The organism is Actinoplanes sp. NPDC051859, assembly GCF_044452725.1.
In the GTDB taxonomy this organism is placed as follows: Bacteria; Actinomycetota; Actinomycetes; order Mycobacteriales; family Micromonosporaceae; genus Actinoplanes.
In genome coordinates this window covers 564651-585110 of record NZ_JBITBX010000002.1, presented here as the reverse complement: position 1 = coordinate 585110, position 20460 = coordinate 564651, and the positions used below count along the sequence as shown (strand labels likewise).

Annotated in this window: 20 protein-coding genes; 8 read left to right on the top strand and 12 right to left on the bottom strand. The window is 70.1% G+C overall.

What is annotated here, in order from left to right; genetic code table 11:
* Positions 1-29: 29 nt before the first annotated feature.
* On the top strand, positions 30-2807 hold the full coding sequence (acnA, locus tag ACIA1L_RS06685; protein WP_396071506.1) for an aconitate hydratase AcnA: 2778 nt from the start codon (positions 30-32) through the stop codon (positions 2805-2807).
* A gap of 57 nt (positions 2808-2864) precedes the next feature.
* Here the strand turns inward: acnA and ACIA1L_RS06680 are convergent, their stop codons facing one another.
* Positions 2865-3782 carry a serine protein kinase RIO gene (locus tag ACIA1L_RS06680; RefSeq protein ID WP_396071505.1) on the bottom strand — a complete coding sequence of 306 codons (918 nt, stop codon included), beginning with the start codon at positions 3780-3782 and terminating at the stop codon, positions 2865-2867.
* A 150-nt stretch (positions 3783-3932) separates the two neighbouring features.
* A complete protein-coding gene (locus ACIA1L_RS06675) occupies positions 3933-4583 on the bottom strand; it encodes an HAD family hydrolase (protein ID WP_396071504.1) in 651 nt (216 codons plus the stop codon).
* A gap of 161 nt (positions 4584-4744) precedes the next feature.
* Here ACIA1L_RS06675 and ACIA1L_RS06670 point away from each other — a divergent pair, with 161 nt between their 5' ends.
* From ACIA1L_RS06670 to ACIA1L_RS06655, 4 genes are all read left to right on the top strand, one after another.
* Complete coding sequence (locus ACIA1L_RS06670) at positions 4745-5320, top strand: TetR/AcrR family transcriptional regulator (RefSeq protein WP_396071503.1); 576 nt, start codon at positions 4745-4747, stop codon at positions 5318-5320.
* Positions 5321-5383: 63 nt separating this feature from the next.
* Complete coding sequence (locus tag ACIA1L_RS06665) at positions 5384-6307, top strand: TIGR04222 domain-containing membrane protein (RefSeq protein WP_396071502.1); 924 nt, start codon at positions 5384-5386, stop codon at positions 6305-6307.
* Positions 6304-7122, top strand: a complete 819-nt coding sequence (locus ACIA1L_RS06660) for a DUF692 domain-containing protein (protein ID WP_396071501.1) — start codon at positions 6304-6306, stop codon at positions 7120-7122. The genes ACIA1L_RS06665 and ACIA1L_RS06660 overlap by 4 nt, the downstream gene beginning before the upstream one ends.
* Positions 7119-7556, top strand: coding sequence for a hypothetical protein (locus tag ACIA1L_RS06655; RefSeq protein WP_396071500.1), 438 nt, complete (start codon positions 7119-7121; stop codon positions 7554-7556). The genes ACIA1L_RS06660 and ACIA1L_RS06655 overlap by 4 nt, the downstream gene beginning before the upstream one ends.
* Here ACIA1L_RS06655 and ACIA1L_RS06650 read toward each other — a convergent pair.
* The 3 genes from ACIA1L_RS06650 to ACIA1L_RS06640 all read right to left on the bottom strand — a co-directional run bounded on the left by ACIA1L_RS06650 (position 7553) and on the right by ACIA1L_RS06640 (position 10283).
* Positions 7553-8953, bottom strand: a complete 1401-nt coding sequence (locus ACIA1L_RS06650; RefSeq protein ID WP_396071499.1) for a hypothetical protein — start codon at positions 8951-8953, stop codon at positions 7553-7555. The two genes, ACIA1L_RS06655 and ACIA1L_RS06650, sit on opposite strands and share 4 nt — an antisense overlap.
* Positions 8954-9001: 48 nt before the next feature.
* Positions 9002-9676, bottom strand: coding sequence for a M15 family metallopeptidase (locus tag ACIA1L_RS06645; RefSeq protein ID WP_396071498.1), 675 nt, complete (start codon positions 9674-9676; stop codon positions 9002-9004).
* A gap of 199 nt (positions 9677-9875) precedes the next feature.
* Positions 9876-10283, bottom strand: coding sequence for a pyridoxal-phosphate dependent enzyme (locus ACIA1L_RS06640; RefSeq protein ID WP_396071497.1), 408 nt, complete (start codon positions 10281-10283; stop codon positions 9876-9878).
* A 129-nt stretch (positions 10284-10412) separates the two neighbouring features.
* Between ACIA1L_RS06640 and mug the strand changes: the two genes are divergently transcribed.
* The gene (gene mug, locus ACIA1L_RS06635) at positions 10413-10955 is read left to right on the top strand and encodes a G/U mismatch-specific DNA glycosylase (RefSeq protein WP_396071785.1); all 543 of its coding nucleotides are present in this window, start codon (positions 10413-10415) and stop codon (positions 10953-10955) included.
* 16 nt (positions 10956-10971) lie between these two features.
* Here mug and ACIA1L_RS06630 read toward each other — a convergent pair whose 3' ends face one another.
* The 5 genes from ACIA1L_RS06630 to ACIA1L_RS06610 form a co-directional block, all read right to left on the bottom strand.
* On the bottom strand, positions 10972-11682 hold the full coding sequence (locus ACIA1L_RS06630; protein ID WP_396071496.1) for a hypothetical protein: 711 nt from the start codon (positions 11680-11682) through the stop codon (positions 10972-10974).
* A 149-nt stretch (positions 11683-11831) separates the two neighbouring features.
* Positions 11832-13769 (bottom strand): ABC transporter ATP-binding protein, encoded by a 1938-nt coding sequence (locus tag ACIA1L_RS06625; protein WP_396071495.1) that lies wholly within the window; start codon positions 13767-13769, stop codon positions 11832-11834.
* A 100-nt stretch (positions 13770-13869) separates the two neighbouring features.
* Positions 13870-14649, bottom strand: a complete 780-nt coding sequence (locus tag ACIA1L_RS06620; protein ID WP_396071494.1) for an enoyl-CoA hydratase/isomerase family protein — start codon at positions 14647-14649, stop codon at positions 13870-13872.
* The gene (locus ACIA1L_RS06615) at positions 14646-14873 is read right to left on the bottom strand and encodes a helix-turn-helix domain-containing protein (protein ID WP_015620263.1); all 228 of its coding nucleotides are present in this window, start codon (positions 14871-14873) and stop codon (positions 14646-14648) included. The genes ACIA1L_RS06620 and ACIA1L_RS06615 overlap by 4 nt, the downstream gene beginning before the upstream one ends.
* Before the next feature lie 487 nt (positions 14874-15360).
* Complete coding sequence (locus tag ACIA1L_RS06610; protein WP_396071493.1) at positions 15361-16965, bottom strand: ABC-F family ATP-binding cassette domain-containing protein; 1605 nt, start codon at positions 16963-16965, stop codon at positions 15361-15363.
* Positions 16966-17187: 222 nt separating this feature from the next.
* Between ACIA1L_RS06610 and ACIA1L_RS06605 the strand changes: the two genes are divergently transcribed.
* Positions 17188-18108 carry a neutral zinc metallopeptidase gene (locus tag ACIA1L_RS06605; protein WP_396071492.1) on the top strand — a complete coding sequence of 307 codons (921 nt, stop codon included), beginning with the start codon at positions 17188-17190 and terminating at the stop codon, positions 18106-18108.
* A gap of 309 nt (positions 18109-18417) precedes the next feature.
* On the top strand, positions 18418-19011 hold the full coding sequence (locus ACIA1L_RS06600) for a LysE family transporter (RefSeq protein ID WP_396071491.1): 594 nt from the start codon (positions 18418-18420) through the stop codon (positions 19009-19011).
* Positions 19012-19032: 21 nt separating this feature from the next.
* Here the strand turns inward: ACIA1L_RS06600 and ACIA1L_RS06595 are convergent, their stop codons facing one another.
* Both ACIA1L_RS06595 and ACIA1L_RS06590 read right to left on the bottom strand, forming a co-directional pair.
* Entirely contained in the window at positions 19033-19722 is a 690-nt protein-coding gene (locus tag ACIA1L_RS06595; RefSeq protein ID WP_396071490.1) for a histidine phosphatase family protein, read from the bottom strand.
* A gap of 94 nt (positions 19723-19816) precedes the next feature.
* Positions 19817-20449, bottom strand: coding sequence for an acVLRF1 family peptidyl-tRNA hydrolase (locus tag ACIA1L_RS06590; protein ID WP_396071489.1), 633 nt, complete (start codon positions 20447-20449; stop codon positions 19817-19819).
* Positions 20450-20460 lie beyond the last annotated feature (11 nt).

The window sequence follows — 20460 nt, the reverse complement described above, 5'->3', positions numbered from 1 at the left end:
TCACAGTCGCTGGGTGTGAAGGAGATGACGTGGCCAGCCTCGACACCTTTGGTGCGAAGAGCGAGCTGCGCGTCGATGACGCGAGCTACGAGATTTTCACGATCGACAAGGTGGAGGGCCACGAGCGGCTGCCCTACTCCCTGAAGATCCTGCTGGAGAACCTGCTCCGCACGGAGGACGGCGCCAACATCACCGCCGACCACATCCGGGCGCTCGGCGGGTGGGACCCCACCGCCGACCCGAGCGTGGAGATCCAGTTCACCCCCGCCCGGGTGCTGATGCAGGACTTCACCGGTGTCCCCTGCGTCGTCGACCTCGCCACCATGCGCGAGGCCGTCAAGGAGCTGGGCGGCGACCCGACCAAGGTCAACCCCCTCGCCCCCGCCGAGCTGGTCATCGACCACTCGGTCATCGCCGACCTGTTCGGCCGCGAGGACGCCTTCGCCAAGAACGTCGAGCTGGAGTACCAGCGCAACCGCGAGCGCTACCAGTTCCTGCGCTGGGGTCAGACCGCGTTCAACGAGTTCAAGGTCGTCCCGCCGGGCACCGGCATCGTGCACCAGGTCAACATCGAGTACCTGGCCCGCACGATCATGGAGCGCAACGGTCAGGCGTACCCGGACACGGTCGTCGGCACCGACTCGCACACCACCATGGTCAACGGCCTGGGCGTGCTGGGCTGGGGCGTCGGCGGCATCGAGGCCGAGGCCGCCATGCTGGGCCAGCCGGTCAGCATGCTGATCCCGCGGGTCGTCGGCTTCAAGCTCGTCGGCGAGATGCCGGCCGGCACCACCGCCACCGACCTGGTGCTGACGATCACCGAGATGCTCCGTGAGCACGGCGTGGTCAGCAAGTTCGTCGAGTTCTACGGCTCCGGCGTCAGCGCCGTGCCGCTGGCAAACCGCGCGACCATCGGCAACATGTCGCCCGAGTACGGCTCGACCGCCGCGATCTTCCCGATCGACGACGAGACCATCAAGTACCTCAAGCTCACCGGCCGCACCGACGCGCAGGTCAAGCTCGTCGAGGCGTACGCGAAGCGCCAGGGCATGTGGCTCGACCCGAACGCCGAGCCGGACTACTCCGAGCGCCTGGAGCTGGACCTCTCGACGATCGTCCCGTCGCTAGCCGGCCCGAAGCGCCCGCAGGACCGCGTCCCGCTGCACTCGGCCAAGCCGATGTTCCGCGACGCGCTCACCAACTACGTCTCCAACGGCGTCGAGGGCCACGCCGACGAGGCCAGCGCCGAGTCGTTCCCGGCCAGCGACGCCCCGGCCAACGGCGTGACCGACGAGGCCGACAAGCCGCACGTGTTCAGCGCGGCCGCCGGCAGCACGGGCCGGCCGTCGAAGCCCACCCGCGTGGTCGGCGAGGACGGCACCGAGTTCGAGCTGGACCACGGATTCGTCGGCATCGCCGCGATCACGTCCTGCACCAACACCTCGAACCCGCAGGTCATGATCGGCGCGGCGCTGCTCGCCAAGAACGCCGTCGAGCGTGGGCTGACCCGCAAGCCGTGGGTCAAGACCACCCTCGCACCGGGTTCCAAGGTCGTCATGGACTACTACGACCGCGCCGGCCTCACGCCGTACCTGGACAAGATCGGCTTCAACCTCGTCGGGTACGGCTGCACCACCTGCATCGGCAACTCCGGCCCGCTGCCCGAGGCGATCTCCGCCGCGGTCAACGAGGCCGACCTCACCGCCGTCTCGGTGCTGTCCGGCAACCGTAACTTCGAGGGCCGGATCAACCCCGACATCAAGATGAACTACCTGGCGTCCCCGCCGCTGGTCGTCGCGTACGCGCTGGCCGGCTCGATGGACATCGACATCACCACCGAGCCGCTGGGCATCGGCTCGGACGGCAAGCCGGTCCTGCTGGCCGACATCTGGCCGAGCGCCAAGGAGATCGACGACGTCATCGCGCAGGCGATCGGCGCCGAGGGCTTCTCCGCGGCGTACCAGGACGTGTTCGCCGGTGACGAGCAGTGGCAGTCGCTGCCCACGCCGGAGGGCAAGACCTTCGAGTGGGCCAACGAGTCGACCTACGTGCGCAAGCCCCCGTACTTCGAGGGCATGGCCGCCGACCCGAGCCCGGTGAACGACATCGCCGGCGGCCGCGTGCTGGCGAAGCTCGGCGACTCGGTCACCACCGACCACATCTCGCCGGCCAGCTCGATCAAGGCCGACTCCCCCGCCGGCAAGTACCTGGCGGACAACGGGGTGCCGAAGCACGAGTTCAACTCGTACGGCTCGCGCCGCGGTAACCACGAGGTCATGATCCGCGGCACGTTCGCCAACATCCGGCTGCGCAACCAGCTGGTGCCGGGCGTCGAGGGCGGCTTCACGGTCAACCACCTGACCGGCGACCAGACCACCATTTACGACGCCTCGGTGGCCTACAAGGAAGCCGGCGTCCCGCTGGTCATCCTGGCCGGCAAGGAGTACGGCTCCGGCTCGTCGCGTGACTGGGCAGCCAAGGGCACGATGCTGCTCGGCGTCCGCGCGGTCATCGCCGAAAGCTACGAGCGCATCCACCGCTCCAACCTGATCGGTATGGGCGTGCTGCCGCTGCAGTTCCCCCCACGCCAGAACGCCGAGTCGCTCGGCCTCACCGGCACGGAGACCTTCTCCTTCACCGGCGTCACCGAGCTCAACGAGGGCCGTACCCCGCGCACGGTAAAGGTCACCACCGACACCGGCGTGGAGTTCGACGCGGTCGTCCGCATCGACACGCCGGGCGAGGCGGACTACTACCGCCACGGCGGCATCCTCCAGTACGTCCTGCGCAAGATGCTCGCCAGCTGAGCGTACGAACGCAGCAAGCGCCCCGCCGTCCGAGCCGGACGGCGGGGCGCTTCGCTTTCAGAGCAGGCCCGCCTCGTAGGAGAGACGCTCGATCACCTCGGCGGTGTCGATCGTCAGGCCGCGCGAGGTGAACCAGGCAGCCACGTTGCGCACGTCGCGGGCCAGGAACTCGCCGCCCTGCGGGTTGGCGATCACGTCGACCACCTGCGGCAGGTCGATGAGCACCAACCGGCCCTCGTGCACCAGCGTGTTGTAGGGCGACAGGTCACCGTGGGCGAGTTGCGACCGGGCCAGCACGCTGAGCGCGTCGACCATCTGCGCCCACAGATCCTCCAGCACATCGCGGTCCGCCCGCACCTGGGCCAGGCGCGGCGCCGCTTCGCCGGTCTCCCAGTTGCCGATGAACTCCAGCATCAGCTCGGTGCCCATGAGCTGGACCGGGTACGGCACGGAGATCGTGCCGCCCTCCTGGCCCACCTGCCAGAGCCGGGACAGCGCGCCGAACTCGGCAGCCGCCCACTGCCCGGCGATCAGTTCTTTGCCGAACGCCGTCCGGTTGGTCATCGCGCGCATTTCGCGGGATCGGCGGACCCGGCGGCCTTCGAGATAGCCGGCGTCGCGGTGGAACAGCCGGTGGTCGCCGTCGCGATAGCGTTTGGCCGCGATCATGCTGACCTGGCCGGTGGCGGGGACCGCTCGGCGGACCAGGAAGACGTCGGCTTCCTTACCGGTCTTGAGCATGCCCAGTTCGGTGTCCACCGCGCCGGACTCGGTGCGGACCCAGTCGGGGCGGGGCAGCGGGCCGTGCAAGGCGCCATCCCAGGTCGACCAGGCGTCGCCCACGTCGGGCAGATCGGGGTCTTCGGCGAGCCGCGGCTCGAGCCGGCCGCGCTTCAGGAAATCGGGTTCGTCGTCGTCAAACTTGCGGCGGCCTCGGCGCATGGTCGCCGGGCCGAAAGAGTCGTGCTCGCGCACTGGAGGATCTCCTCAGAGAAGGAAGAAAGAATCTGAACCTGGGCATGGCGAAGGACAACGACAGCCATGAGGTCCACCCCCTTCTCTCTCGAAGAAACCTGCGAAGCACGTACGGGAGCACTCTCCCGGGGGACGCCCGGGGCGCGCAACCTATTTAGCGGTAGCCATGATCGCCGATAGGCCCTGGATCACGTTGCCCACCACGCGGGTCGGCGCGAACCGGCTGTCGATCCACTCCCGGCCCCGGTGCAGCCACACGCTGGGTAGTCCCATCGCGGCCGCGCCCCCGATGTCGGCCTCGGGGCTGTCGCCGCAGATCCACGCGCCACTGAGCCGCATCCGGACCCGTTGGGCGGCCAACGCGAAGATGCGCGGGTTGGGCTTGCTCACCCCGGCCTGCTCGGAAATCACCCAATCGGCGATGTAGCGGTCCAGCCCGGTCCGCCTGATCCGCGACTCTTGTTGCTCGTGCGGGCCGTTGGTGACCACGACCGGCACCCAACCCGCATCCCCGGCGATCTGCAGGGCGCACGCGACGAGTGGATCAAGCCGCTCGTACGCCAGCGGACCCTCGTGCAATTCGTCACGCAGATCGAGGGACGGGACATTGAGCTGGTAGCGGTCGCGGATCAGGTCGGCGAGGTCCCACCGTGAGGTGAGCCCATCGGCATCGACGGAGAGTAACCATTCCAGATCCGCCTGTGGCGCCGAGATCTCGTCGAGAAACCCCTTGGCCCACAGTTTGAACGCACCGCTGCGGTCGAGCAGGGTGTCGTCCAGGGCGAGGAAGACGAGAGGCACCCGGGCACTGTACGTGAGTGAATACGGGACCGAACAGCCCACGCGGGCCATCTTGGGTCCGTCTGTCGGTTCTTTTCGCACCATCAGGAGGAGGACCCCCAGCACTGCCAAGCCGTACGTACGGATTGCAAGGCGTCCAGTGCCGTGACACGATCGCTCTCGTGCCCAGGGTAAGCCAGGACCAGCTAGCAGCCCGCCGCCACGAAATCCTCGCGGCGGCCCGCGGCTGCTTCGCGCGGTACGGCTACGAAGGCGCCACCGTGCGCCGGCTCGAAGAGGCCACCGGCCTGTCCCGGGGCGCCATCTTCCACCACTTTCGGGACAAGGATTCCCTCTTCCTCGCGGTGGCCGAGGACGACGCCGCCGCGATGGTCGAGACGGTCGCCCGCAACGGCCTCGTCCAGGTGATGCGCGACCTGTTGGACCGCGCGGGCGGCAGCAACGACACCGCGGGGTGGCTCGGCACTCAGCTGGAGGTGTCGCGACGGCTGCGTACCGACCCGGAGTTCGCGCAGCGCTGGACCGAACGAGCCGCCGCCGTCGCCGCCGCAACCCGGGACCGGCTCCAGCGCCAGCGCGACGCCCAGGTGCTGCGCGACGACGTGCCCGTGGATGTGCTGACCCAGTTCCTCGAGCTGGCGTACGACGGCCTGGTCCTGCACCTCGCGACCGGCCGCCCGGCCGGCGAATTAGGTCGAGTTCTCGACGTCGTGGAGGAAGCTGTCAGGCGGCCGTGACCGCTATGTTGCGCAGGCCTGCACAATGAGCCTCAGCAACCCTGCGAACACGGGAGGTCACACATGGCCCTCGCAGCACAAGGCGACACCTGGGGCATCCCCGGTCCGACCTTCCTCATCTGGTACGTCGTGGCCCTCGTCGCGGTGACGATCATCAGCATCATCCACCGCCGCATGCTGTTCTCCGGTCCCCGCGACGCCAACCTGCACGCCCTCGGGCCGCAGCAGGTCGCCTACCTGAACGGCGGCGACAAGCTTGCCGTCTACGCCTCCCTGGCCGGACTGCGCGGCGCCGGCGCCATCGCGAGCACGCCGGACAAGACCCTCCAGCAGAGCGGCCCGATGCCCAGCGGCGTCACCCCGCTCGACACCGCCGTCTACAACGCGGCAGGTCGACGCATCCGCGCCCGCCAGGTGCTGACCGATTCCTGGGTACGCTCCGCGCTCGACCAGCTCCGCACCGGCCTCGAGACGAACGGGCTGGCGGTCAGCGCGACCAGTCGTCGTGCGGCCCGGTCGTGGGCGTTCGCCGGCCTGTTCCTGCTCGTCCTGGGCCTGGCTCGGCTGGTCGCCGGCATCGCCAACGGCAAGTCGGTCGGGTTCCTCATCCTCGCCCTGATCGCCGCCGTCATCGTCACGGTCGTCCTCGGCCGCAAAGCGCCCCAGGCCACCGCCACCGCCCGCCGAGACATGTCCGGTCTGCGCCGCAACCACGAATACCTGTCCCCCATCCAATCCCCTTCCTACGCGACCTACGGCGCCACCGGTGCAGCGATGGGCGTGGCCCTGTACGGCGGCGCCGCCCTCTACACGATGGACCCGGCGTTCGCCGCGGAGGCGGAGGTGCAGCGGATCGCCGCCTCCGGAGGTTCGACCGCGGGCAGCACCAGCTCGTGCAGCAGCGGCTCGTCGTGCGGCAGCAGCTCCTCCTCGTCCTGCGGCGGCGGCAGCAGCTGCGGTGGTGGCGGAGGCGGGTGCGGCGGGTGAGCATCCCGGCCGGCATCGGCATCGGCTGGCGGCCCGAGATCGCCGGTTACGTCGCGGGGCTGCCCAGGCTGCGGTTCGTCGAGGTCGTCGCCGAATCGGTGCACACCCACGCGGACCTACCGAACGGCCTCGCCGACCTGCGCGAACGAGGAGTCTCCGTCATCCCGCACGGGGTGAAGCTGTCCCTCGGCGGTGCGGAGCCGGTCGAGCCCGCCCGGGTCGCCCACCTCGCCACGGTGGCCCGCAAGCTCGGTGCACCGCTGGTCAGTGAGCACATCGCGTTCGTCCGGGCGGGCGGGGTGGAGGCGGGGCATCTGCTGCCCGTGCCGCGCAGTCGGGAGGCCGTGGCTGCGGTTGTCGCCAACGTGCGGCGTACGCAAGCAGAGCTCGACGTCCCGATCGCCCTCGAACCGATCGCTGCGGTGTTCGACTGGCCGGACGACGACCTCGACGAGGGCGCTTTCCTGACCGAGATCCTCGACCAGACCGACGCCCTGCTCCTGCTCGACGTCGCCAACGTGTACGCGAACGCCCGCAACCGCGGCACCGACCCGGCGGCGCTGTTCGACCGCCTGCCCCTGGACCGCATCGCCTACTGCCACGTGGCCGGTGGCTCAGCCCACGACGGCGTCTACCACGACACGCACACCGACGCGGTGCCCCCGGAGGTCCTCGACCTGGTCGCCGAGCTGTGCCGCAGGCACCGGCCCCCCGCGCTGATGCTGGAACGCGACGGCGACTATCCGCCGGCCGCCGCCCTCACTGCCGAACTCGACGCGATCGCGGCTGCGTCCGGCTACCCGGCGATCACATGACCTCGCTCGCCGACCGCCAGGCGGCCCTCGTGGCGGCCTTGACCTCGGGTGCACCCGTACCCGTGGGATTCGACGTCCGGCTGGTCGAGGTCGCGCGAGTCGCCCTGCTGCGCAAGCGAGCCGGTGAGGTCGCGCGGCAGTGGCCCGACCTGGCCGCCGCATGCGGGCCACGCTGGTATGCCGAATGGGCGACCTGGGCCGCTGCCCGGCCGACCCGGGGCTCCCTGCGCGACGGCTGGGACCTAGCCCGCGATCTCGTCCGCCGCGGCGAGTTCCCCGCAGCCGCGGGCGCCGAACTGGCTACCCGCGAAGCGGCCCTGCACTACGACGGCCACGCTGCCCCACGCCCGCGCCGGCTGCCCACCGTGCGCCGTGCGGCCGGAACGATCGCCATCCAAGCTGCCGGCCACATCCGAGTCCTCGGCCGCCGCTAGGGCCGCCGCCGCACGCCGCCGCCTCGTGCTGCCGGCCTGGAATCGCTGCTGGGGACTGGTTCCTCCCGCGTCGCGATGGCGAGGAGCCGGTCGCGCTGGAGTTCGTCGGTGCTGACGAGGTCGTCGTCAGCGCTGCCGGTGCTCAGGCGAGCATCGCTGTCGGCCAGCCGGGCCGCCTCCGCCGCCGCGCCCAGCTCGTCCAGCAGGGTGATCGCCGCGGCTGTCCGACGGCCGTCTTCGATCGCCCGCACCGCGACCGGCACGAGGTCGTCGGCCGGTTCGCCGAGCCGGCGCAGCAGCCCGGCCGCCCCCACCCCGGCGAGCGGATCGCTCAGCAAGGACCGCAGCTCGGGCTTCCATCCGGCGATCTCGCCGCGCCATCCGCCTCCCGCCGGCCCGCGGGCCACGGTCCGCTCGGGCGCGCCGTACCCGTATGCGGCAAGGTCCGCCAGGACGGCGACGGCCATCGACGCGCGATGCCCACCAGCCGTCAGCACGGCACGGACGGTCGGCAGCGCCGCGGTCGTGTCGCCGGTCGCCGCGATCACCACCTGCGCTGCGAGCAGCTGGGCCGCGCACTGCGGCGCGGTCGCGGCGGCTTCCGAGGTCAGGAGCAGCTCGAACTCCGGCACCAACGAGCGAGCCAGCGGACCGAGCAGCGCGACCACGCCGGGCGGTGCCGGCGGGCGGGCGGTCAGCAAGGCCCGCAGGGCGGGCGCAGGATCCCCCGTCAGGCGGAAGAGCGCGGTGGCGGCGAGCAGGCCGCCGGGCCGGCCTGCGGCCAGCCGCAGCTCGGGCACCATCGGCGCGGCGAGGTGACCCACCGCGAGCAGCGCCCGCGTCGCCACCTCGGGCGTGTAAGGCAGGACGCCGAGCACCTGCGGGGCGGCCTCCGCAGCTGCCGCGCCCCAACGCGCCACGACCTCGCACAGCACACCGTTGCGCGGAAGAGCGCGGCGGACCGCGTCGAACACGTCCGGCGTGCACGGCACCGGCATGAGCGGATGGGGCAGCAACTCCGCGCCCTCGCGGACGACCGGATCAACCCAGCGCGGATCGCCGACCAGCATCAGCGTCTCGACCGCCTGGCGTCGCATGCCCGGATCCGGCGCAGCCGCGGCAGCCCCGGCCAAAAACGCGGCAAACCGGGCCGAGGCCCGCCCACACCGGCGCAGCGTCGCCACCGCTTCGGCGCCGGCGCGCGGATCCCGCACCAAGGGCTCCAGCATGGGTACGAGCGCAGCAGGCGCCGCCCGCGACAGCCGACACCGGGCGACCACCACCTCGACCGCCGCCCGCCGTACCTCGGGCACCGGCGAACGCAGCGGCTCGATCAGCAGCCCCGGATCGCCGTCACCACGGGCCAGCGCCGCCCAGTCCACCCCGTCGTCCAGCACCGAGGCACCCTACCCCGGCGCAAACCGCCATGATTCGCCAGACGTGTCCTAGTGCATCGGCCCGTACGGGGCGCAGGACGCCCCCGTCGTCAGCGCCCAGTAACGGTCACCGTAGGACCAGTGCCACCATTCGGTCGGGTAGTTCACCAGGCCCACCGCCGACAGCGCATCGATGAGGATCCGGCGATTCTCCGCCGCCGCCGCGGAAACGTTGCGCGCCGCCGTGAAGCAGGCGTCTTCGCATTCGACCGGCGTGGCGTCGATCGGCGTACCCAAATCCAGCTCGTCGCCGTCAGCCGTGCACAGGGTGAGGTCGACCGCACCACCGGTGCTGTGCGGTGCCACCTCGACCGGGGACACGAATTTGCTCGCCTCCACCAGCAACCGCTCGGCGGGCCAGGCCGGATGGCGTCGGCGCAGCTCCTCGGAATATCCGGTCCAGATGGCGTGCTGCGCGGCGTACGGACGGTAACCCTCGACGACCAACAGGCGCAGCCCGTCCGGCAGTTTGCGCTGCGCGTCCACCAGCCGCGACACCACGTCCGCACGCAACCGGGCATAGGCGCCTGCAGCATCGGCGGCCCGGCCGTCGACCCGCAGTTCCGGCACCTCCCGCACATCCGCCACCGGCTCGCCCTCGTCTCGGACCGGTACGGCAGCCACCCGCGAATCGGACAGCAAAATCATCGTCCCGCCGCCGCTGCCAGCGCTGCGCTGTCCCACCGCTATCCCGCCTCCTCCGTCGCGTCGCCGCGGATCTGCACACCGCTCGGTCCCCGCCCGCACGCTTCCCGTTTGCGCTCGTCGGCGGCGCTCACCACGCTGCCATCGCCCCGTGCCCCCAGCGGTCCATCCGCGACAATGCCCCGCCATCGGGCTGCCGGAACGCACTCCGGCGTCGCCGTCATCCGGGGTCCGCTGCTCATTGCGCCGCCCCGGCCGGTGTCGTCGCCACAATGCCGGGTCGGGGGCCGGTGGTGAGCAGCTCGGCAACCAGCGCGGATTCGACGTTGCCGCCGGTGAGCAGGACGCCGATCGTGTGGTGGCCGCCCGAGGCTGTCACCTGCAGAGCTCCGGCGAGCGCCGCGGCACCGGACGGCTCGGCGAGGAGACGCAGCTGGGACAGGACCAGCCGGAATGCGTCCGCGATCTCGGCATCGTCCACGCGGACACCCTTGATGCCGGAGTCACGCAGCAGGTCGAACGGGAGCGTCAAGATCGGCCTCAGCCCGCCGTCGGAACCTGCGTCACACCCGCCTGCGACTTTCGGCTGAGCGCTCCGCGCCGCCGATGGCCTGACCGGAGCGCCTTGCGGTGGGAGACCTGGCACCGCGCTGGATAGGGTCGACGCATGGATACTCCGGCAGCGCCACCCGCGCTTCCGCCGGCACGACCGCCCGCAGCTGTGCCGATGCGTCCGTCCGCGTCAGTGCCGATGCGTCAGCCTGCGACTGTGCCGATGCGTCCGTCCGCGGCGGAGGTCGCGGCCGCGGTTGGGCGAACCATTCCGGATCTCGTCGGACCGGGGCTGCGAGTGCTGTTCTCCGGTATCAACCCGAGCCTGTACTCGGCGGCGACCGGGCAACACTTCGCCCGCCCCGGCAACCGCTTCTGGCCGGCGCTGCACCGCTCAGGCTTCACGCCGAGACAGTTGCACCCCTCCGAGCAGTGGTCGCTGCTGGATGCGGGACTCGGTGTCACCAACGTCGTGTCCCGGGCGACCGCGCGCGCCGACGAGCTGTCCGCGGCCGAGCTGGTGGCGGGTGGTGAAATCTTGGCGGCGCTGGTCGGCCGGTGGCAGCCGCGGTTCGTGGCGGTGCTCGGGGTGACGGCCTACCGCACCGCGTTCGCCCGGCCGAAGGCGGTCATGGGCTTGCAGGCCGAGCAGCTCGCCGGTGTTCCGGTCTGGGTCCTGCCCAATCCGAGCGGCTTGAACGCCCACTACACCGCCGAAACCCTCGGCGTTGCCTTCGCCGAGCTGCGGGAGGCGGCAGAACGCTAAGCATTTCGCCGCCGGTCTAGTCGCTCTCCGGAGGTGGCGGGGTGAGGTAGGTCAGCGCGTGGTCGCCGAGCACGATGACGGCGTACAAAATGAGGCAGGCCACGACGGTTGCACCGGCAGCGATCGCCGTTCTGCCCCGCAGCCAGCCCATCGCCGCGACGCCCGCACCCCACGGCAGCGCGTACATCGCGATCATTCCGGCCGATACCGTGATGCGGTTGTCGTGCGCGGCGCTCCACACCACTGGCAGCAGCAATCCCACGGCCACGCCCATCGCGGCCAGGCCCGGCCGGGATGGGACGGCGCTGCTCCAGCCGCCGGGTGCGCGCCACACCACGGCCAGCGCGGCGACGGTCGCGGCTGTCGCCAGGACGGCGACCAGCGCAGCGTAGGTGACCACCGCTGCGAGCTGGTCGGGTGCGACGCCGGTCGTGCCGTGCACGTGGAACCAGCTTCGAGCCATCACCAACGCGCGCACGCTCACCTGGAAGCCGAGGATCGCCGCCACGACGGCAGCGGGTCGGGACCAGGGACCTCCGCTGGTCATGACAGTCCCGGCACCCACAAGAGCCAGGAGTAGTCCCCAGGTCATCGGCGAATAACGCCATCCGAGCTGAGTCCCGTCGACGTGGACCGTGTGGCCCGCCACCATCGCCGACCACGCTGCCGCCCCTGCGCACAGCACCACTACCGCGCCGCCCACGATCGCGGTGACCTGACGACGCACCGGCACAACCTGCGGATCTTCGGTTCTGACATCTCTCACACCTGATCAACGTCACCGCCGCGCCGAAAGACGCGACGGTCGGCACGAGTCCGCGGACCTGCGCCCGGGCCCTGGAGCAGGCACGCGCGGCTGGAGAGCGGCGACGGGCGTCAGGGCTCGATCGGGGTGGGCACCGGCACCACGATCGGCTCGATGTCCGGGGTGAGCGGGGCACTGTCGGCGAACTGGGTGCGGTAGAGCTCGGCATAGAGTCCGCCGGTTGCCACGAGGTCTGCGTGCTTGCCGCGCTCGACGATGCGACCGTCGTCGAGGACCAGGATCAGGTCGGCCTCGCGAACGGTGGAGAGCCGGTGGGCGATGACCAGGGCGGTCCGGCCGGTGAGGGCGGTGGCTAGGGCGCGCTGCACGGCGGCTTCGGATTCGCTGTCGAGGTGGGCGGTCGCCTCGTCGAGGATCACGATGGACGGTTGCTTGAGCAGCAGGCGGGCGATCGCGAGCCGCTGCTTCTCGCCGCCGGAGAAGCGATAGCCGCGTTCACCGACGACCGTGTCGAGACCGTCCGGCAAACCGCGGACGAGGTCGGCGACCTGGGCGCCGCGCAGTGCCGCCCACATCTGGTCCTCGGTCGCGCCGGGGCTTGCATAGCGCAGGTTCTCGGCGATGGTCTCGTGGAAGAGGTGCGAGTCCTGGGTGACCACGCCGATGGTGTCACGCAGCGAGTCGAGGGTGGCGTCGCGAACGTCGACGCCACCGACTCGGACCGCACCCTCGGTGGTGTCATAGACCCGGGACACGAGCATCGAAGTGGTCGACTTACCGGCGCCGGACGGGCCGACGAGGGCCACCATCTGGCCGGGCTCGACAGTGAAGTCGACGCCGCGCAGCACGGGGGCGTTCTCCGTACGGTCCAGGGCAACAACGTCTTCCAGCGTCGCCAGCGAAACCTCGTTGGCGCTGGGATAGCGGAAGTGCACGTCGCGAAACTCGAGTCGGCCCGCGCCTGGAGGGATGGTGACCGCGTCGGGCTTCTCCTCGATGCCGGGCTTGAGGTCCAGCACCTCGAACACCCGGTCGAAGGAGACCAGGGCACTCATCACGTCGACCCGGACGTTGCTGAGCGCGGTGAGCGGGCCGTACAAACGGGTGAGCAGCAGCGCCAGCGTGACGACAGTGCCGGCGGTGACGCTGCCGGTGACCGCCAGCCAGCCGCCGAGGCCATAGGTGAGGGCTTGGGCGAGGGAAGCGACGAGCAGCATCGCCACGAAGAAGGTCCGCGAGTACATAGCCTGTTGCACGCCGATGTCGCGGACGCGCTGGGCCCGTTCGCCGAAGCGAGTGGCCTCTGCGTCGGGCCGGCCGAAGAGCTTCACCAGGAGTGCGCCGGAAACGTTGAAGCGCTCGGTCATGGTGGCGTTCATCTTGGCGTCGAGGTTGTAGGACTCGCGGGTGATCTCGGCGAGCTTCTTGCCCACCCGGCGGGCCGGGATGATGAACAGCGGCAGCATCACGAGCGAGAGCAGGGTGATCTGCCAGGACAGGCTGAACATCACGGCGGCGGTCAGCACGAGCTGGATGACGTTGCTGACCACACCGGACAGCGTGGAGGTGAACGCGCGCTGCGCCCCGGTGACGTCGTTGTTCAGCCGGCTCACCAATGCCCCGGTTTGGGTACGGGTGAAGAACTGCAACGGCATCCGCTGCACGTGGTCATACACCCGGGTGCGCAGGTCGAGGATGATGCCCTCGCCGATCCGGGCGGAATACCAGCGCTGGGCCAGCGACAGGAACGCGTCGACCACCGCGAGGGCGGCAATGGTCAACGCGAGCCGGATGACAATCGACGCGGCGTCGGCGCCGCCGGTGGTGATCGCGTTGACGACGTGTCCCGCCAGCACCGGGGTGGCGACGCCGATGCCGGCGGCGAGCACGACGGTCAGGAGGAACACGGCGATGTCGCGCCGGTAGGGCTGGGCGAAGCGCAGGATGCGCCGGGTTGTGCCCCGGCTGAGCCGATGCTCGGTGACCCGGTCGGAATTCTGGATCGAGCGCAGCATGGCCCAGCTCGATCCACCTGGGGTGGGACCCATGCGTCACCTCCTGAAGGTGGTCGTTCCGCCGTGGCAGGGATCAGTCTGCCCGCTGGGTACGACAACCTTCGGAGGTAACCCCCTTATTCCCGATCGGTCCTTACTCGGCGCCGATCAGGTCACGCAGGCGGCGGGTCTGTGCCTCCCGCTCGGCGCGATCCTGCTGCTCGTACGTGCGCAGCGGTGCGCCAGCCAGCAGGGCCTTGATTTCGGCAACAGCACCAACGTCTGCGGTCAGGACAGCGGCGGCCAGGTCAGAAACCGCGCCGTCCAGCTCGCCGGCGGGCACGACGGCAGTGGCGAGCCCGATCCGGTCCGACTCGTCCGCCGTGATCCGGCGGCCGGTGATGCAGATCTCCAAGGCGCGGGACGGCCCGACCAGTTCGGCGAGCCGCTTGGTGCCGCCGAGGTCCGGGACGAGCCCGAGGGTGACCTCGGCCATCGAGAAACGGGCGTCGTCGGCCAGAATCCGCATGTCACAGTTGAGCGCGAGCTGGAATCCGGCGCCGATGGCATGTCCCTGGACCGCCGCGATGGTGACCAGGGACGGGCGCCGTAACCAGGTGAAAGCTTCCTGGAAGCCGGCAATGCGTTCCGCACACTCTTCCGGCGACAAGCGAGCCAGGACAGGCAGCGAAGAATCGCTCTCGCCTCTGGCTACCGACAAGTCGAGTCCGGCGGAAAAGGAACGTCCCGCACCGCGGACAATGACGACTCGGACCTCGCCCGGCATTTTCCGGGAAATGTCGACGAGCTCGGCCCACATGGCCGGCGTCTGCGCATTGAGCACATCGGGCCGGTTCAACGTCACTGTTGCGACCGGCCCGTCCTGCTCGTACCGAACACCGGCCTCGGATCCGGAGGGTTCGCTGGTCGTCACGCCTTCTTGCGACGCCGGGCGCCGCCCCGCTGACGCAACTGCACACCCGACTCGGTGAGCACGCGGTGCACGAACCCGTACGACCGTCCGGTGGATGCGGCCAGTGCACGAATGCTCTCGCCGGAGGTGTAACGCTTCACCAGGTCCTTGGCGAGGGTCTGTCGCTCACTACCGACGATTCGGCGACCCTTCTCAGTGCTGGTGGCTGTGCCCGTGGCTGCCATGTTGAATCCTCACGTCCCAGACTGTGCGGTTCGATACGGTCTCATCCATTAGACCGCCTCCAACGATCATGCGCTAGGTATCTGGGCTTAGCGAGCGTGCCCTTTTGGCGGTGTCAGGAACCCGACGATGACCACGGCCATCAATGTCAGACAGTTGCCAGCCAAGTCCGATCACGTGTGATTCAAGGGCCCGAAGAGCCTTTCACCGGAGGTACGGCAGAACACCATCCGACCCCGCGACGAACCCGATCAAGGCTTGTTGACCTGCACAAACATCATCCACTCGAGGGAACGACAACGATGTCACGCAGCGTCTAACGAGCGTTCACCCTGAGCCATCCTGGCGGGCCGAGAACGCGCCCTGCGGGCGGCCCCAGTGGATCGTCAGGCGGGCACCGGAGGACCGATGCCCGATCGACGTCGCACTGTCTGTGTGGGCACCAGTTGACAACTGACGATGCCCATGATCCCCGATCAACGGCGGGGATCAGGCGAGCTCGACCAGCTCCAGCAGGTCATCGCTCCAGGCATCCTCATCGCCGTCAGGCAGCAGAATCGCCCGGTCCGGCTTCAGTGCCTGCACTGCCCCGGCATCGTGCGTCACCAGCACGATCGCGCCCGGGTAGTTGGCGATCGCATCCAGCACCTGCTCCCGGCTGACCGGGTCCAGGTTGTTGGTGGGCTCGTCGAGCAGCAGCACATTGGCGCCCGAGCAGACCAGAGTTGCCAGTGCGAGGCGGGTCTTCTCGCCACCGGAGAGCACACCGGCCGGCTTGTCGACGTCGTCACCGGAGAAGAGGAACGCCCCGAGGATCCGCCGAAGCTCGGTGTCGGTCTGCTCCGAGGCCGCACTGCGCATGTGGTCCAGGATGCTGCGGTCCACATCCAACGTCTCGTGCTCCTGGGCGTAGTAGCCCATCCGCAGGCCGTGGCCGGGGCGCACCTCGCCGGTGTCGGAGTTCAGCAGACCGCCGAGGATCCGCAGCAGGGTGGTCTTCCCCGCGCCGTTCAGCCCGAGGATGACGACCCGGGAACCCCGGTCGACGTTGACGTCCACGTCGGCGAAGATCTCCAGCGAACCGTACGACTTGGAGAGGCCGACCGCGGTCAACGGCGTCTTGCCGCATGGGGCCGGGTTCGGGAAGCGCACCTTGGCGACCTTGTCCGAGGTGCGTACCTCCTCGAGGCCGCCGAGCAGCTTCTCCGCGCGACGGGCCATGTTCTGCGCGGCAACCGTCTTGGTCGCCTTCGCTCGCATCTTGTCAGCCTGAGCCATCAGGGCCCCGGCCTTCTTCTCCGCGTTGGCCCGCTCCCGGCGGCGGCGACGCTCGTCCGTCTCCCGCGACTCCAGGTACTTCTTCCAGCCGACGTTGTAGATGTCGACCACCGAGCGGTTGGCGTCGAGATACCAGACCTTGTTCACCGCGGCGTCGAGCAGCTCGACATCGTGACTGATCACGATGAGACCACCCTTGTGCTGCGCCATGTAGCCCCGCAGCCAGGCGATCGAGTCCTGGTCGAGGTGGTTGGTCGGCTCGTCGAGCAGCAGGATGCCCTTGCCGTTCTGGCCCGAGTTGGCGAAGAGGATCCGGGCCAGCTCGATCCGGCGCCGCTGACCACCGGACAGGGTGCCGATGGTCTGCGCCAGCGCCCGATCGGGCAGGCCCAGGTTGGAACAGATACGGGCGGCTTCGGCCTCAGCGGCATAGCCACCCAGTGCCGCGAACTGGTCCTCAAGGGTGCCGTAGCGCCGGACCAACTTGTCGTCGGCGCTCTCTTCCAGCTCCACCTCGAGCTTCTGCATCTCGGCAAGCAGCACGTCCAGCCCGCGGGCGGAGAGCACCCGGTCGCGGCCAGTGACATTCAGGTCACCCGTACGCGGGTCCTGCGGCAGGTAACCGACCTCACTGGTCCGGCTGATCTCACCGGTATAGGGCTGGCCCTCGCCGGCCAGCACCTTGAGCGTGGTGGTCTTGCCCGCGCCGTTGCGGCCGACCAGGCCGATCCGGTCGCCCGGTTGCACCCGCAGGTTGACCGGGGACAGCAGGATCCGAGCGCCGGCGCGCAGTTCGAGTCCGGTGGCGGTAATCATGAGGAGACGTCTCGCTCTCGCAGGAAGAAGGCTGGCTCAGGGCACACGGAAGCGCCGGCCGGTAAGAACGCGGTCGGCGCGGGGCAGTCAGCCTTCGCAGAGCAGCACGCGACGATTGTACCGGGCCGCCTCCACCGTCACCCACCCGATTAGCCGGCAAGATCATCGGGTACACGCCCCGGCACACGCGCCGAGCGCGCGAGCGGTACCCGGGAGGGCGAGATGGAACTCAACGAGAACGCCAGGATCGACACGAGCCAGATCGACGACCAGCGTTCCTCCTCCGGCGGTGGCGGCGGTCTCGGCGGCCTGCCCATCGGCGGCGGCAGCCTCACCGGGATCATCATCACCGTGGTGATCGCCCTGGTCGGCGGCTACTTCGGGATCAACACCCTCGGCGGCGACAGCGGCGGCACCCCGCAGCGCGGAGACAACACGTCGTTGCAGCAGAAGTGCTCGCAGGCCGACGCCCTCAAGCAGCTCGAGTGCCGCAACACCCTGTTCGTCAACTCGATCCAGGACTACTGGGTCGAGGCCTACCCGACGGAATTCGGCAAGGCCTACCAGCCGGCCACCACGGTGTTCTTCAACAACGCCGTCCGGACCAAGTGCGGTGCGGCCGACTCCGGCGTCGGCCCGTTCTACTGCCCCGCCGACGACCGCGTCTACATCGACCTGAAGTTCTACAACGTCCTCGCGGAGCAACTCGGCGCCCCGGGCGAGTTCGCCCAGCCGTACGTGCTGGCCCACGAGTACGGCCACCACATCCAAGACATCTCGGGAACCGAAGCGGCCATGCGTCGGGCCCAACAGCGTGACCCCGACCAGGCCAACCAGCTGTCCGTGAAGTTGGAGCTGCAGGCCGACTGCTACGCCGGCGTCTGGGCCAAGAACGCCACCACCACGGACGACGCGGGCGGTCAGCCACTCATCAAGAAGCTCACCGACGCCGACATCCAGCAGGGGCTGGACACCGCCGCCAAGATCGGCGACGACACCCTGCAACAGCGCGGCGGTGGCACGATCAACCCGGCCGAGTTCACCCACGGCACCAGCGCGCAACGGCAGCAATGGTTCCGCACCGGCTTCGACAGCGGCTCCGCCAAGAGCTGCGACACCTTCGCCGCCGGCGCAGTGAGCTAAGCCAGACCCGCTCGCCGCCGGCGCAGTGAGCAAAGCCAGACCCGCTCGCCGCCGGCGCAGTGAGCAAAAGCCAGACCCGCTCGCCGCCGGCGCACCAAGGCAGCCAGACCCGCTCGCCGCCGGGGCAGTGAGCTAGGACCAGGACGATGAGCTGACCGGCGGAAAACGCGTTGTCTGTTCGAGGACGGGACGCCACGCTGGTCCGGTGACCGTGACGAGCCTGCCGAAGCCCACTGCCGTTGCCGCGCCCCTCCGGGTCGCGCGACAGCAGCGAGGCTCCGGCGGCCCGGCGGTTTCCGTTCCGCCGTCATGACGGGGGCGTTCTGGGCCGGCGTCATCGCCGGCTACGGCGTCGCCGTGCCCGTGGGAGCCATCGCCGTCCTGATCGCGGGCCTCAGCGCCCGCACGTCGTGGCGGGTCGGGGCCGCCGCCGGCCTGGGCGCCGCCGTCGCCGACGGCGGGTACGCCCTGCTGGCGGTGCTCGGCGGAGCGGCCCTCGCCGCAGCGATCACGCCGATCGCGGGGCCCCTGCGCTGGGCGGCTGCCGCGGTCCTGCTGCTGCTTGCCGCGCACACCGCCCGGTCGGCTCTCGCCGCGCCGGCGGCTACCCGCGATCCGCACCAGACCACTCCAGCGTCCGCGTTCCTCGGCGTTCTCGGTCTCACCCTGCTCAACCCGGCCACGGTCGTTTACTTCGCGGCCCTGGTGCTGGGTCGCGGCGGCGAGGGCGGCGGCGCCTGGTTCGTGCTCGGCGCGTTCCTGGCTTCGGCAAGCTGGCAACTGCTGGTCGCCGCCAGCGGCGCGCTGGCGGGCCGGCTGCTCACCGGTCCCCGGGCCCGGCTGCTCACCGCGCTCGGCTCCAGCATCGTGATCGCCATCCTCGCCGTCGGCCTCGTGTGGTGAGCCGTCAGCCCCGGGCGGTGATCAGGTGTCGAGGTGGTCCACGGAGTTGTATCCCTGCAACATCAACCGCCCCGAGGACCCGTCGAATCGGGTGATCGAGGCGTTGCGCACCGGACCGACCTGCGCCACGGCTGCCACGCCGTCCCAGTCCAGGCCCTCGATGACGTACCGCATCATCAGCACCACGGAGTCGTGCGCCACCACCACCACCCGGCGGCCGGCGTGCCGACGGTGCAGGTCGTCGAGGAACGACCGGAGCCGAACTCCCACGTCCTCGAATGCCTCCCCGTTTGGCGGCCGGTAGCCGAACTCTCCCGCGGCCGCCAACCGGCCCGGTTCCGCCGGGAACCGCTGTGCGATGGCCGCCCGGGTCAGCATCTCCAGATCCCCGAGCAGCCGGTCCACCAGCCGCTCGTCGACCGCCGGCACGTCGAAGGCCAGGCCGGAGGCCTCCGCGGCGATCCGCCAGGTCTCCCGGGCCCGCACGTACGGCGACGTGATGACGACTTCCGGCACGTCGTCGGCGGGCAGCCCGGCCAGCCACCGCCCGACCGCCCGAGCCTGCGTGACGCCGAACTCGGTGAGCGGCACGTCGGCATCCCGCCCGGACAGCCCTGACTCCAGCAAACCGGCCGCGTCGGCCACCGGAAAGGCCACATTGGACGCACTCTGGCCGTGCCGGATCAGCATCAGGTCGGCGACAACTTCCACCCCCGAAACCTATCTTGCGTACGCGACCAGCACTCAGCGGCCGCAGTCGTCCACGCAGGGCGGCTCGCCGGCAGCGCACGTACCCCATCAGCGCTCAGGGGTCGCGGACCAGGATGCGGATGGCGCGGGCGGCGGCGACGGCTTCCTCGAGGACGGTTCGGCGGGGTTCGGGAACGTCGAGGAAGCGGTCGTGGCGCAGCGGCAGCAGAGCGGCCAGGGGTGCGGCGGCGAGGATCGTGTCCACGGCGGTGCGGTCGCCGCCGGTGACCAGGGTGGTCAGGGTGCCGACTGCGGGGAGCAGGATGCGGGCGGCGATCGCGGCACCGTCAGCGGCGGCGGCTTTGGCCTGGTTGTCGCGGCGACGGGCGAACCGCTGCTGGGACCAGCCGCCGGCAGCGGTCCGGCCTTGCACGTAGTGTGTGTCGACTTTCGAGGTCAGCAGTTCCACCCCGTCGGCGACGCCGGCAGCCACTGCACCTTTGCGTGCGAGGAGGAGCCCGATGCGGCGCGGTGCTGTGGCTCGAGATTGGAGGGTGGCAACGTCGGGAACGGCGGGTACGCCTGGCGGCGGAAACAACTCGGCCGTGGCGCCGTCCGTACCCGTGAGAATGAGGCCGTGTGCCGTGTGACCGCCGTGCCGGGTCGCGAAGTTCGCCAGCCACCGGTCGAGCCGTTCGGGTGGGACGTCGACCCATCGGCCCCCGCCGGCCGCCGGACGTGCACTCATGGCCTTCACCC

Excerpts from the sequence above, each read along its gene's own strand:
- ACIA1L_RS06665 (WP_396071502.1), top strand. The coding sequence starts at position 5,384 with ATGGCCCTCGCAGCACAAGGCGACACCTGGGGCATCCCCGGTCCGACC.
- ACIA1L_RS06655 (WP_396071500.1), top strand. The coding sequence starts at position 7,119 with ATGACCTCGCTCGCCGACCGCCAGGCGGCCCTCGTGGCGGCCTTGACC.
- mug (WP_396071785.1), top strand. The coding sequence starts at position 10,413 with ATGCGTCCGTCCGCGGCGGAGGTCGCGGCCGCGGTTGGGCGAACCATT.
- ACIA1L_RS06625 (WP_396071495.1), bottom strand. The coding sequence starts at position 13,769 with ATGGGTCCCACCCCAGGTGGATCGAGCTGGGCCATGCTGCGCTCGATC.
- ACIA1L_RS06615 (WP_015620263.1), bottom strand. The coding sequence starts at position 14,873 with ATGGCAGCCACGGGCACAGCCACCAGCACTGAGAAGGGTCGCCGAATC.
- ACIA1L_RS06610 (WP_396071493.1), bottom strand. The coding sequence starts at position 16,965 with ATGATTACCGCCACCGGACTCGAACTGCGCGCCGGCGCTCGGATCCTG.
- ACIA1L_RS06605 (WP_396071492.1), top strand. The coding sequence starts at position 17,188 with ATGGAACTCAACGAGAACGCCAGGATCGACACGAGCCAGATCGACGAC.
- ACIA1L_RS06600 (WP_396071491.1), top strand. The coding sequence starts at position 18,418 with ATGACGGGGGCGTTCTGGGCCGGCGTCATCGCCGGCTACGGCGTCGCC.
- ACIA1L_RS06590 (WP_396071489.1), bottom strand. The coding sequence starts at position 20,449 with ATGAGTGCACGTCCGGCGGCCGGCGGGGGCCGATGGGTCGACGTCCCA.